Here is a 12,652-nt window from a genome sequence, read left to right on the forward strand (position 1 = left end):
GTGGACGATTCGTTTCGGTCAGGTCTTGTGGGCTCCGACCGGCTCCGTCATACTACCGGACAGGCGATGCTCGGTGAGGCATCGGAGCTGTGGCTGCGGCTACTGTCCCGCGACGATGGCGCGCAGTGCGGCCACATGTGCGCGGAATGCAGCGGCACCCTCGTCGGTGAGTTTCACCCACGTGACCTTGTACGCCTTGCCGCCTTCGCCGGAACGCTTGTCGAGCGTCACGTAGCCGTGGTCCGCGAGCGTCTTGAGATGTTTGGAGCAGGTGGCGTCGCTTATGCCGATCGTGTCGCGTAGCGCGTCGAACCGCATGGTTTCGCAGGTGTCGAGCAGCCCGCAGATGCGCAGCCTGACCGGCGCGTGGATGATCTCGTTGAACACGGGTTCCGGCGTGTCCTGGGCGTTGCGTCCGCTCTGGGGGTCGGATGCGGTCATGCCGCGCCTCCGTTCCCGGATTCCGCGATGTCTCCGGAGCCCGCGCGTATCAGTCGCATGTATTCGCTGAGAAACCGGTGGCAGACCGCGGCGCCCACCAACGCGCACGCGGGGACCGCGATGGCCGCAGGCCACCAAGGCGCGCAGAACATGCCGAGCAGCAGCATGCCGCCCGGCACGGCCACCCAGTTGTATGCGGTGTAGACGATGAAGGCCGCGCGGTACCGTTTGTTCCGCATTCCGTGCGGGGCGGGGGAGACCTGTCTGCGGTTCCACACGCCGATGCCGGTGACGTGCTCGATGCGGGTCAGCACTCCGATGAGGACGGCCGTCAGCAGCGCGCCGACGATGAGGCAGATCCACACGTCGACGATGGTGAACTCGCCGTGCCCGCCGAACAGCGTCCATCCGATCAGCCAGTACAACGCGGCGTTCGCCGCCGCGAGGATGCCGCCGAGCGCGGTGTACGGTGCCCGCGACCCGGCGTCCATCCGGTCCGCCACCGCGCCTCGGTCCTTGTCCAGCACGTCGAGGAAGGCCTTGGCGTCCTCGACGTCCGTGGTCGTGGCGCCGATCGCTCCGGTGGCCTTCCGCGCGGCATCGTCTTGTCCGTTGTAGACGGCGTGCGCCGTGTGTTCCTTGTCTTTCGTCTGCATCACAATGGCCCCTCCCAAACTTGTTTCCGTTGTGGAAAACAATATCACTTTCCATAATGGAAACAAGTTTGGCTCGCGGCGTGTCAGGCGAACGTTCGACATCGCCGGGCGTCGCAAATGAAGCCCGGCGGGGAGCCGGGCTTTGGGAAGAGAGGAGAGGGCGGAAGAAGGAATTCGGTTATGCGGCCTTGCGGCCTTACCTCATATAACCGCGCGAGGCCCAATGTCGTGCGCATGGCGGCTGGGAATCACATGGGAATGCGAAAAGGGCGGTCGGACCCGCCCCCGGTAGAATCGGCCTCACGTCGGCGCTTTGCCGACTTCTTCAGGGTGTGTGGCGGGTCCTTTATCGCTCCACACAATGTGTAACGGGCAGGGAGAAACGAAAGTGTGGAGAGCGGTCTCCCCACACATGGCGCATATGCGGATTCTGGCGCAAGTGTGGAGCATTATCGCTCCACACAGGCCACGGATACCCGTCTGAACGCAACGTGTGGAGCACCGGTGCTCCACACGAAGGATTAGGTTTTGACGTGTGGAGCAGCGATGCTCCACACGAGGCTTGCAGGGCATCTGCTGAAGGTAGTGTGGAGCACTAACGTTCCACACAATGCGTGACGAGGAAGGGGAGACGGAAGTATGGAGAGCGGTCTCTCCACACGTGACGTATATGCGGATTCTGGCACGAGTGTGGAGCATCACTGCTCCACACAACCTGGCGGCGGCTCGCATATACACAAACGCAAAAAGTCACTGTGAACCATGTTCACAGTGTGTTGCATTATGAAGTAGCTAAATGAAGCGAGTGGTGTCTATGCACTGTTTTTCCGCAGTCGAAGCGACGCCTTCGCGGCCCGTGAGGCCGCATTCCGCTCTCCCTCAAGTCGGTTTCGCCGACAGCTCCCTCGTCAGAGGGAGCTTGTACCGTCTTACGTTCGATTCCCAGCGATCGATCCGCTGTGCGTTCGCGCCGTAACGCGCCGGTCACCCGACGTACGCGATCGCGGCGGCGAGATCCGTGCCGGAGCCGTCGCGGCGCATGTCCGGCTTCGGCAGGTCGACCGGCACGCCCGAATCGGTGGAGGCGTGCAGCGGGTACGCACCCACATACGCGGCGATCAGCGTGTTCTGCCCCTTGAGGAAGCGTTGCGAGCGCACGCCGCCGGTCGCACGGCCCTTCGTCGGGTACATCTCCAGCGGCGTCACCTTCGCGGAGCCGTTCTCCGTGCCGGGCAGCGCCTCCTCGTCGCCGGCGACGGTGAGCACCACCGCGCCGGACGCGGACGCCAGACCGTTCTCGCCCTCCTCGTACGTCCACGCGACCTTGCCAGCGGGCACCACGTTGAACGTGAGCACGCGCGCGCCCTCGGCCAGACGGATGCCGGCCATGCCGCCCGCTGTGCGCCCCTGCGGACGCACGTTCTTCGCCTCGAACGTGAGCAGCGAGGCGTCGGAGGCGACGAACACGATGCGGTCGTCGTCGGCGGCCGGCGCGGCGAACAGCACCTCGTCGCCCTCCTTGAGGTCGATCACCGGCCACGAATCCATCGTCGTGGGCGCCTCGCGGTTCCAGCGCTTCACGACGCCGCCGCGCGTGCCGATCGCGAGCGGCGGCAGAGTGCCGCCCTCCTCGGCCGGGTCCATCGGGAAGGCCGCCACCACATGCTCGCCCGGTACCGGATCGGTGCTTTCGGTCATGCCGATCAGCTCGTCGGCCTTCACGCCGCCCGCGAGGCTCAACGTCTCCGAAGCGGGCAGCGACGGCAGGTCCACCGCGTGCGCGAGCACGAGACGGCCCGCCGAGGTGACGAGCGCGAACGTGGCGCGCGTGCTCGTCGGGAAGATCGCGGTGATCTGATCGTCGACCGTGCGCGGGTCGGAGACGGTGCGCGAAGCGTACACGTCCAGTGCGCTCGGCGACGTACGCGCGATCAGCCCGGTCGCGCTCATCATCACCGCGCAGGGCTCATCGCCGATCTGCAGTGCGGCGGCGACCGGCGCCTCCTCGCCCGCCTTCTTCGCGGCGGCGGTCGCGGCGGCCACGTCGGCGGCCGCGTTGGAGACGGTCGCGGCGGCGCGCGCGGCCTCCAACGCCTCACGCGAGGCGGCCGAATCGTCGCCCTTCGCGCTCACCGGCGTGAGCGAGCCGTCCGGGCCTGCGTCCAGCAGCACCGTGCGCCGCGGCGTGCCGTACTGCTCGACGGTCTCGTCCATCTCGCGCACGACCACACGGTCCAGTTCGGCGGCGGCGGAGAGGATGCGCTCGAGCTCCTCGATGCGCTTCTTGAGGTCGTCGCGTTCCGCCTCCAGTTCGATGCGGCTCATGCGCGTCAGTCTGCGCAGACGCAGGTCGAGGATGTACTGCGCCTGCACCTCGTCCAGGTCGAACACGGCCATGAGCCGGTTCTTCGCCGTGTCCGCGTCGTCGGACGTGCGGATCACCTGGATCACCTCGTCGATGTCGACCATGGCGAGCAGCAGGCCCTCGACCAGGTGCAGACGCTCCAGCGCCTTACGGCGGCGGAATTCGCTGCGGCGGCGCACCACCACGCGACGATGCTCCACCCACACCTGCAGCAGTTCCTTCAATCCCATCGTGCGCGGACGGCCGTCGACCAGCGCCACGTTGTTGATGGTGAAGTTATCCTGCAGCGGCGTGTGCTTGAACAGCTGCGCGAGCACCGCGTTCGGGTCGTAGCCGGTTTTGATCTCGATGACGATGCGCGTGCCGTTATGACGGTCCGTCAGGTCGATGGCGCTGCTGATGCCCTCCAGCTTGCGGTTCTTCACGCCTTCCGAAATACGTTCCAGCACGCGCTCCGGTCCCACCATGAACGGCAGTTCGGTCACGACGATCGCCTTCTTGCGCGCCGTCACGTTCTCGATGTGCGTCTTCGAGCGCGTGGTGAGCGTGCCGCGGCCCGTCGCGTACGCCTCGCGCACGCCGTCCAAACCGACCACGATGCCGCCTCCCGGCCAGTCCGGCCCCGGCACGTAGCGCATGAGCTCCTCGAGCGGGGCTTCCGGATGCGCCATGAGATGCTTCGCCGCGGCGACGACCTCGCCCAGATTGTGCGTGGCCATGTTCGTCGCCATGCCCACCGCGATGCCCGAACCGCCGTTGACCAGCAGGTTCGGGATGGCCGAGGGCAGCACCGTCGGTTCCTTGAGCTTGTTGTCGTAGTTGGGAACGAAATCGACCGTGTCCTCGTCGAGTCCCGCGTTCATCGCGAGCGCCGCCGGGCCGAGCCTCGCCTCCGTGTATCGCGAGGCCGCGGGGCCGTCGTCCAACGAACCGAAGTTGCCGTGGCCGTCCACCAGCGGCAGGCGCATGGCGAACGGCTGCGCGAGACGAACCATCGCCTCGTAGATCGCGGAGTCGCCGTGCGGGTGCAGCTTGCCCATCACCTCGCCGACGACGCGCGCCGACTTCATGTACGGACGGTCCGGCGTGAGGCTCATCTGGCCCATCTGGTAGACGATGCGCCGCTGCACCGGCTTCAGACCGTCGCGCGCGTCCGGCAGCGCTCGCGCGTAGATCACCGAATACGCGTATTCGAGGAACGATTTGCTCATCTCCTCGTTCAACGGCGTTTCGACGATGTGCTCCTTCACCGTGCGCGGATCGTACGCGGCGGCTGCCGGTTTGCGGTGTGATGCCATGTGACGGACTCCCTGAAGACGATTGAAACCCGCAATATATTATCAGGTCGCACGGGACGGGCCCCTTACGGTCGCAGGCAACTACTATGGGAAGGCATGAGTGAGCAAACGCCTGAGATGGACGACCTGTTGCGCATCGTTCCCACGGCCCGGTACGGCGACGACGCGGGGGAGGGGCGCGGCGGCGCGCTGCACCTGTCGTCCGTGCTGCCGGCCGTGTCCGACGCGATCGGCCATGCGACGGCCACGCGCGTGCACCACGACCCGCAGGCGCTGCGCGGGGCGTTGGGACTGCCCGAGGCGCGTGCGGCGATCGTCGTGCTCGTGGACGGGCTCGGATACTGGAATCTCGCCATGCGGCTCGGCCACGCGCCGTACCTGCGCTCTCTGATGCGCGACGGCGCCAACCGGCGTCCGATCTGCACGTGCGCGCCGAGCACCACCGTGGCCGCGATGGCCACGTTCGGCACCGGCACCTGCCCGGGCGTCACCGGCATGGCCGGGTACACGCAGCTGGAACCCGCTTCGGGCCGGCTCATGCAGCTCATCCAGTTCAAGGACGCGCTCGCGCCCGCCCCCGCGCCCGGAACGACGCGCAGGCAGGGCGCGCCGGCCGAGCCCATCGTCGATCCGCATCTGCTGCAGCGCGAGCCCACCGTGTTCGAACGCCTCGCCGCGCAAGGCGTGCCCGTCACCAGCGTGGGATTGGCGAAGTTCAAGGGGTCGCCGCTGACCGAGGCGGCGCTGCGCGGCGGGCGGTACGTCTCCGCCGTCACGCCGAACGACCGCGTGCGCGCCGCCGCACGGGCCGCGCGCGAACCGGGTCTGGTCTACCTGTACATCCGAGACGCGGACAAGGTCGGGCACAATCACGGCTGGGATTCCGAACAGTGGGTCGGCACGTTCGAGCGCATCGACGCCCAGCTCGCGCTGCTGCGACGGGAGGCGCCGAAGGGCACGCTGATCGTCGTCGTCGCCGACCACGGCATGGTCACCGCCGACCCGGCGCAGCGCATCGACCTCGCCGCCGAACCTGAACTCACCCAAGACGTGCGCATGGTCGGGGGAGAGCCCCGCGCCCTGATGCTCTACACCGGAACGGACGTCGATCCGGCGGATGTCGCCGTGCGTTGGCGCGCACGTCTGGGGGAGCGTGCGCTGGTGCGCACGAAGCGCGAGGCGATCGGGGACGGTTTGTTCGGGCCCGTCGACGAATGCGTAGAGACGATGCTGGGCGACGTGATCGTGCAGGCCGGGGCCCAGGTCACGCTCGTAGACAGCCGTACCCAATCGGACAAGGCCACGCGCCTGCCGAGCGTGCACGGCTCGCAGACCATGCTGGAGATGGACATTCCCTGCCTCATCGACATCGCCTGACGCCGCGGACCGCGGCATCCGCCGCGCCGTCAGGTGCCATGCGGTGAGGCGCGATCACTCGCCGAAGAGGATCTCGTCCCAGCTGGGCACGGCGGAGCGGCCGGAACGGCGCCGCGCCGCCTCGGCGCGCTCGGTGCGCGGCCGTCCCTCGTCAACGCCCGTGGGGGCGGCGGCCGGAGCGTTCCCATCCGATGACGCGCCTTGGGTGTCGGCGTCGGACCGCGTCGGATCGTCCGCCGTGGCGGAGGCCGCGGCGCCGCCCGGAACGGCGGAGGCGGCGGGAGCGCCGGCGGCCGGCCGGAACACGGGGATGTCGTCCGTCGTCGTCGCGCCGGCGGGATCCGCGGGAGCGGACGAGGGCGCGACGGCATCCTCCTCGGGGCGCATGGCCGGCAGCGACGGGGCCGGCAGCGCCACCTGCGGCGGAGCAGCGGGGCTGGGCGAACCCGACGCGGCGCTGAGGTTCACGGGGAACGATTCGCGTGCGTCGGCGGAAGCCGCCGCGGCCTGCTGCGCGGACGCCGGCACGGGAACGCCAGTGATGCCCGAGGCTGCGGCGGAGGCGCCGGAACCGGGCCCCACGCCCAGACTCTGCTCGCCGATCAGCTTGCGTGCCGCGGCGTTGAGGCAGACCACCGAATTGTCGTGCATGTCCCACGTCCATTCGGCATGCACCTTGCGCCCCGCGGACATGAACCGCGCGACGATGTGCCACGGCTCATGGTGGCGCCGCGTGGCCGACCACGAGAGCGTGGAACGGTCGACGCGCGCCGCGAGCAGCGTCATGTCGATGATCTCCTCAAGGGTGCGCAGACGGCTCTCCTTCGGCGCGGGCACACGCTTGAACTGTTCGATCGCATACTGCTTCTCGGTCTGCACCGAAGCGGAGAAGCGGCGCACCAGCGCCTCGGCGAGCCCGTAGCGTTCAGCCACCTTCTGTGGGTCGGCGCCCGCGCGGATGAGCTGCTGGATCTGGGAGATGGGCAGCGTGTCCGCCGTATGCGGCTGGCGTCGCTTCATGGTCTCGGACCGGATCTGCTTGGCTTCGAGCAGGGCCCGTTCCAGCGCGTCGTCCACGGTGACGACGAAGCGTTCGCCGCCCGCTTCGAACACCAGGTCGCCGGCTTCGGAGACATGGTCGAGACGGGCTCCGCGAGGCGAATTGTCAGGCATGCGCGCACCACTTTCCTCAAAAACTTGCTACTCATTACAGTATGCCCCACGTGTCGAACTTTACGAGTATTTGAAATCGTGTATTCTATGGGCGAGTAAACCAGTCTTCGGGCCTGTCCGATTCGCTAGGGGCCCGACGCAACGAAAGGATCGCGATGGCTCAGGACTATGATTCCCCCCGCAACAAGGATGAGGACGAGGAATCGCTGCAGGCTTTGGGGAAGGGCTCGCAGAACTCATCGAGCGACATCGACGACGACGAGAACGCCATTGCCGAGGACTACGAGCTGCCGGGCGCTGACCTGAGCAACGAGGACTCCTCCGTGACGGTCATCCCGATGCAGGGTGACGAGTTCATCTGCTCCGAGTGCTTCCTCGTCAAGCACCGCAGCCAGCTCGCGTATGTGACCGATGACGGCCAGCCGGTGTGCCAGGAGTGCGCCGCCTGATGGCCTTCGATCCCGCGTACAACGAACCCGAGAACACCGAGGTTCTCGTCAAGGCCGTCAGCTCCGAACAGCCCGCCGAACTCGCGCAGCTGTGCTACGCGCACGCCGGCGATGCGGGCGCGGACCTGCGGGCCGCCGAGGCGTTCGACCTGAAACCGTTCCAGCGGGCCCTCGTTTCCACGGGCGTGGCCATCGCGCTGCCGGCGGGGTACGTGGGTCTCGTGCACCCGCGTTCCGGTCTCGCCGCCAAGCAGGGCGTGACCGTGCTCAACGCCCCCGGCACCATCGACGCCGGCTACCGCGGCGAGATCAAGGTGCCGCTCATCAACCTCGATCCGGAGCATACGGCGCATTTCGAGGTGGGCGACCGCATCGCCCAGCTGGTCATCCAACGGTACGTGGAGGCGCGGTTCGTCCCCGCGGACGTGCTTCCGGGCTCCGACCGGGCGGAACGCGGCTTCGGGTCCACGGGAGTGGCCTGACACCGTACGGCCACGGTACGGCGCGATAGGATGAACGCACGAATCGGCGTGCGTTAGGATGGAAATCCGCACAAGGAAGAGGGAGGTGCGCCATGGCGGGCGATGACATGGAATTCGATTCCGCACGCAAACTGGGCTGCGAGGTGAGCACCGACCCCATCAATCCGTTGCTGCCGATCATGCAGGCATGCCGGATGCATCACCCGGGCGAGGACATGACCATCCTCGAACGCGCCTACCGCCGTGCGGTCATCCAGCATTCGGCCCAAAGGCGCAAATCCGGCGAACCGTACATCATCCATCCGCTCGCCGTGGCGCAGATCCTCGCCGATCTGGGCATGGGGCCGCTCGTCGTGGCCGCCGGCCTGCTGCACGACACCGTCGAGGACACCGACTACACGCTCGACGAATGCCGTGCCGAATTCGGCGACACCGTCACCGGCCTCGTCGACGGCGTCACCAAGCTCAGCAAGATGGAGTACGGGGATTCGGCGCAGGCCGAGACCATCCGCAAGATGGTGGTCGCGATGAGCCGCGACGTGCGCGTGCTCGTCGTCAAGCTCGCCGACCGCGTGCACAACGCGCGCACCTGGCGCTACGTGAAGACCTCCAGCGCCGTCAAGAAGGCGCACGAGACGCTCGACGTGTACGCGCCGCTCGCCAACCGCCTCGGCATGAACGCCATCAAGACCGAGCTCGAGGAGCTGAGCTTCAAGGTCATCTACCCGAAGATCTACAACGAGATCGTCGTGCTCGTCGCCCGTCGCGCCGGCCAGCGCAGCGTGTACCTCAAGCAGATCCTCGCCGAGATCAACGAGGACCTCGACGCGCAGCACATCAAGGCGTACGTCACCGGCCGCCCGAAGGACTACTTCTCCATCTACCAGAAGATGATCGTGCGCGGGCATGATTTCGCCAACATCTACGATCTGGTGGGCGTGCGCATCATCGTCGATTCGATCCAGGACTGCTATGCGGCGCTCGGCGCCGTGCACGCGCGGTGGAACCCGGTGCCCGGCCGGTTCAAGGACTACATCGCGATGCCGAAGCTCAACATGTACCAGTCGCTGCACACCACGGTGGTCGGCCCGGGCGGCAAGCCGGTCGAGATCCAGATCCGCACGTGGGACATGCACCGCCGCGCCGAATTCGGCATCGCCGCGCACTGGAAGTACAAGGAGAACGGCCAGGCGGGCCGCGCTCTGAGCTCGCCGGACAAATCCGACCGCAAGCGCGAGGGCTCCGAAGCGCAGGAGCTCAGCGAGGCCGACAACCTCAAATGGATCCAGCAGCTCGCCGACTGGACCTCCGAGACCCCGGACTCCGACGAGTTCCTCGGCTCCCTCAAGGAGGATCTCGGCTCGGCCGAAGTGTACGTGTTCACGCCGAAGGGCAAGATCATCTCCCTGCCGGCGGCCGCCACGCCCATCGACTTCGCGTACGCGGTCCACACCGAGGTCGGCCACCGCACGATGGGCGCCCGCGTCAACGGGCGTCTCGTCCCGCTCGACACCAAGCTCGAGAACGGCGACACCGTCGAGATCCTCACCTCCAAATCCGACACGGCAGGCCCCTCGCGCGACTGGCTGAGCTTCGCGAAAAGCCCGAAGGCGCGCAACAAGATCCGCCAATGGTTCTCCAAGGAGCGCCGCTCCGAGGCCATCGAGGAGGGCCGCGACGAGCTGACGCGCGCCATGCGCAAGCGCAGCCTGCCCATCAACACGCTGCTGACGCCCGAGGCGCTCATCGGCGTGGCCGACGAGCTCAACTTCCCGAACGCCGACGGTCTGTTCGCCGCGATCGGCGACGGTCAGATCTCCACGCAGAACGTCATCTCGCATCTCGTCAAGGACGCGGGAGCCGACGAGGTCGACGAGGAGATCGAACAGGAGGCGCTGCCGCTCAAGCCGGTCGAAGGACGCCAGAAGACCAACAGCTCCTCCGGCGTGTCGGTCAAGGGCGTGGGCGACGTGTGGGTCAAGCTCGCCCGCTGCTGCATGCCCGTGCCCGGCGACAAGATCGTCGGATTCATCACGCGCAACCAGGGCGTGTCCGTGCACCGCACCGACTGCCAGAACATGATCGACCTGCAGCGCCGCCAGCCCGAACGCGTCGTCGAAGTGGAATGGACCAGCACCAAGGGCGTGTTCATGGTGAAGATCCAGGTGGAGGCGCTCGACCGCCGCAACCTGCTCTCCGACGTCACGCGCGTGCTCTCCGACCATGGCGTGAACATCATCTCCGGTTCGATCTCCACCGGGTCCGACCGCGTGGCCACCAGCCAGTTCAGTTTCGAGATGGCTGATCCTCAGCATCTCAACACGCTGCTGGCCGCCGTGCGCAAGATCGACGGCGTGTTCGACGTGTACCGCATCACCGGCGCGAAGGATTCCGCCGAACCGCGACTGCGCCGCATGCAGTGATCCGGTGGGCGCCCGTGGGAGCCTGCTATAAGCAACGTCGATGACGCGGCCGCGTTGCGCGCGGCAATCGTTTGTATAGTGGCAAAGCGTCGGGGACGGCACGCGCCGTCCACCGCAGATGATTCGAAATGAGAGAGGAAACCATCATGCGCTTCACCAAGTCCGCCGCGGCCGCCCTCGCGGTCGTCGCCATCGCCGCGCTCGGCCTGTCCGCCTGCGGCAACTCGTCCACCGCCGCCAGCAAGGAGGATGACAAGACCATCACCGTGGCCGCCAGCCCCACCCCGCACGCGGAGATCCTCAACAAGGCCGTCAAGCCGCTGCTGGAGAAGGACGGCTACAAGCTCGAGGTCAAGGAGTTCACCGACTACGTGCAGCCGAACACCGCCACGGAGGACGGCGAGGTCGACGCGAACTACTTCCAGCACAAGCCCTACCTCGACAACTTCAACAAGGAGAAGGGCACCCACCTGGTCTCCGTCGAGACCGTCCACTTCGAGCCGTTCGGCCTGTACCCGGGCAAGACCAAGTCGCTCGACGCCCTTCAGGACGGCGCCGTCGTCGCCGTGCCGAACGACGCCACCAACGAGGCCCGCGCCCTCCTGCTCCTGCAGGACGCCGGCCTGATCAAGCTCAAGAACCCCGAGGACATCAACTCCACGCCGAAGGACATCACCTCCAACCCGAAGAACCTCCAGTTCAAGGAGCTCGAGGCCGCCGTCGTGCCGACCGTCATCAAGGACGTCGACATCGCCGCCCTCAACGGCAACTACGCCATCCAGGCCGGCTTCGACGTCACCAAGGACGCTCTCCAGCTCGAGAAGGCCGACGGTCTGGCCGCCAAGACCTACGCGAACATCCTGGTCGTCAAGGAGGGCAACGAGAACACCGACAAGACCAAGGAACTCAAGAAGGCCCTCAACTCCAGCGAGGTGCGCGACTACATCAACGACAACTACAAGGGCGCCGTCGTCCCGGTCTTCTGATCGGCACGTCGAGTCGGACGCCCGACCCATCGGCCGGTTCCGGCCGGTACGATACAATGCCGCACGGCGCGGGCGAGTCCCACACGTGCGGCATTGCCGCGTTTTCGCGCCGGTGCCGCACGCGCCGGCCGACGCCCATCCGTGACGGAAACACGACAAGGACACCTGATGAAGGACACTCGATGATCGAATTCGAGCATATGAAGAAAAGCTACGGCACCGGCGCGCAGGCGCACGAGGTGCTGCACGACATCAACCTGACCATCCGCGACGGCGAGGTGTTCGGCATCCTCGGCTCGTCCGGCGCCGGCAAGTCCACGCTGGTGCGCACCATCAACCTGCTGGAACGGCCCACCGGCGGCACGATCCTCATCGACGGCCAGGACATCACGGGCGCCACCGGGCGCGAGCTCAAGGAGCTGCGTTCGAAGATCGGCATGATCTTCCAGAACTTCAACCTGTTCCAGCAGCGCACCGTGCTGCGCAACGTCACGTTCCCGCTCGAACTCGCCGGCAAGCCGAAGGCGCAGCGCGTGGCGCGCGCCGAACGGCTGCTCAGGCTCGTCGGGCTCGAGGACTTCGCCGACCGGTACCCGAGCCAGCTGTCCGGCGGCCAGCAGCAGCGCGTCGCCATCGCGCGCGCCCTCGCCAACGAGCCGAAGATCATGCTGTGCGACGAGGCGACCAGCGCGCTCGACTCCACCACCACCGTGCAGATCCTCGACCTGCTGCGCCGCATCAACCGCGAGCTCGGCGTCACGCTCGTCGTCATCACCCACTCGCTGTCCGTCGCCCGCAACATCTGCGACCGCGTCGCGATGATCGACGGCGGCGACATCGTCGAGATGGGGGAGACCGCCGAACTGTTCGCCCACCCGAAGAGCGACATCCTCAAGGCGCTCATCGCCAGCGCCGACGAGCAGAACGGGCGTGACGAGGACAAAGACGGCAAGCCGGTCGGCGGGAGCGCCGACGCCGAAGACGATGGGAAGGAGCGCTGAC

The 12,652-nt window shown here is 67.0% G+C and carries 10 protein-coding genes; 6 read left to right on the top strand and 4 right to left on the bottom strand.

Annotation, left to right across the window (positions count from 1 at the left end; genetic code table 11):
• Positions 1-99: 99 nt before the first annotated feature.
• The 3 genes from BFAL_RS01035 to BFAL_RS01045 form a co-directional block, all read right to left on the bottom strand.
• The gene (locus tag BFAL_RS01035; RefSeq protein WP_055426603.1) at positions 100-441 is read right to left on the bottom strand and encodes a transcriptional regulator; all 342 of its coding nucleotides are present in this window, start codon (positions 439-441) and stop codon (positions 100-102) included.
• Positions 438-1,100: a hypothetical protein gene (locus BFAL_RS01040; RefSeq protein WP_152973453.1), complete on the bottom strand. Its 663-nt coding sequence runs from the start codon at positions 1,098-1,100 to the stop codon at positions 438-440. Before BFAL_RS01040 ends, BFAL_RS01035 begins: the two co-directional genes overlap by 4 nt.
• Positions 1,101-2,081: 981 nt before the next feature.
• Complete coding sequence (locus BFAL_RS01045; RefSeq protein WP_055426605.1) at positions 2,082-4,760, bottom strand: DNA gyrase/topoisomerase IV subunit A; 2,679 nt, start codon at positions 4,758-4,760, stop codon at positions 2,082-2,084.
• A 96-nt stretch (positions 4,761-4,856) separates the two neighbouring features.
• Here BFAL_RS01045 and BFAL_RS01050 point away from each other — a divergent pair, with 96 nt between their 5' ends.
• Complete coding sequence (locus BFAL_RS01050) at positions 4,857-6,137, top strand: alkaline phosphatase family protein (protein WP_055426606.1); 1,281 nt, start codon at positions 4,857-4,859, stop codon at positions 6,135-6,137.
• A 54-nt stretch (positions 6,138-6,191) separates the two neighbouring features.
• Here BFAL_RS01050 and sepH read toward each other — a convergent pair whose 3' ends face one another.
• Positions 6,192-7,310, bottom strand: coding sequence for a septation protein SepH (sepH, locus tag BFAL_RS01055; protein WP_055426607.1), 1,119 nt, complete (start codon positions 7,308-7,310; stop codon positions 6,192-6,194).
• A 155-nt stretch (positions 7,311-7,465) separates the two neighbouring features.
• Between sepH and BFAL_RS01060 the strand changes: the two genes are divergently transcribed.
• From BFAL_RS01060 to BFAL_RS01080, 5 genes are all read left to right on the top strand, one after another.
• Complete coding sequence (locus BFAL_RS01060) at positions 7,466-7,759, top strand: DUF4193 domain-containing protein (RefSeq protein ID WP_055426608.1); 294 nt, start codon at positions 7,466-7,468, stop codon at positions 7,757-7,759.
• The gene (dut, locus tag BFAL_RS01065; RefSeq protein WP_055426609.1) at positions 7,759-8,241 is read left to right on the top strand and encodes a dUTP diphosphatase; all 483 of its coding nucleotides are present in this window, start codon (positions 7,759-7,761) and stop codon (positions 8,239-8,241) included. Before BFAL_RS01060 ends, dut begins: the two co-directional genes overlap by 1 nt.
• Positions 8,242-8,333: 92 nt before the next feature.
• Positions 8,334-10,664 (top strand): RelA/SpoT family protein, encoded by a 2,331-nt coding sequence (locus BFAL_RS01070; protein WP_055426610.1) that lies wholly within the window; start codon positions 8,334-8,336, stop codon positions 10,662-10,664.
• A 146-nt stretch (positions 10,665-10,810) separates the two neighbouring features.
• Positions 10,811-11,650 (top strand): MetQ/NlpA family ABC transporter substrate-binding protein, encoded by an 840-nt coding sequence (locus BFAL_RS01075; protein WP_055426611.1) that lies wholly within the window; start codon positions 10,811-10,813, stop codon positions 11,648-11,650.
• A 182-nt stretch (positions 11,651-11,832) separates the two neighbouring features.
• On the top strand, positions 11,833-12,651 hold the full coding sequence (locus tag BFAL_RS01080; protein WP_055426612.1) for a methionine ABC transporter ATP-binding protein: 819 nt from the start codon (positions 11,833-11,835) through the stop codon (positions 12,649-12,651).
• The last annotated feature ends 1 nt before the right edge of the window (position 12,652 follow it).

Source organism: Bifidobacterium aesculapii (genome assembly GCF_001417815.1).
GTDB lineage: Bacteria > Actinomycetota > Actinomycetes > Actinomycetales > Bifidobacteriaceae > Bifidobacterium > Bifidobacterium aesculapii.

What these genes read in the sequence shown, in the direction of transcription:
- BFAL_RS01035 (WP_055426603.1), bottom strand. Translation starts at nt 441, where the DNA reads ATGACCGCATCCGACCCCCAGAGCGGACGCAACGCCCAGGACACGCCG.
- BFAL_RS01045 (WP_055426605.1), bottom strand. Translation starts at nt 4,760, where the DNA reads ATGGCATCACACCGCAAACCGGCAGCCGCCGCGTACGATCCGCGCACG.
- BFAL_RS01050 (WP_055426606.1), top strand. Translation starts at nt 4,857, where the DNA reads ATGAGTGAGCAAACGCCTGAGATGGACGACCTGTTGCGCATCGTTCCC.
- sepH (WP_055426607.1), bottom strand. Translation starts at nt 7,310, where the DNA reads ATGCCTGACAATTCGCCTCGCGGAGCCCGTCTCGACCATGTCTCCGAA.
- BFAL_RS01060 (WP_055426608.1), top strand. Translation starts at nt 7,466, where the DNA reads ATGGCTCAGGACTATGATTCCCCCCGCAACAAGGATGAGGACGAGGAA.
- dut (WP_055426609.1), top strand. Translation starts at nt 7,759, where the DNA reads ATGGCCTTCGATCCCGCGTACAACGAACCCGAGAACACCGAGGTTCTC.
- BFAL_RS01070 (WP_055426610.1), top strand. Translation starts at nt 8,334, where the DNA reads ATGGCGGGCGATGACATGGAATTCGATTCCGCACGCAAACTGGGCTGC.
- BFAL_RS01075 (WP_055426611.1), top strand. Translation starts at nt 10,811, where the DNA reads ATGCGCTTCACCAAGTCCGCCGCGGCCGCCCTCGCGGTCGTCGCCATC.
- BFAL_RS01080 (WP_055426612.1), top strand. Translation starts at nt 11,833, where the DNA reads ATGATCGAATTCGAGCATATGAAGAAAAGCTACGGCACCGGCGCGCAG.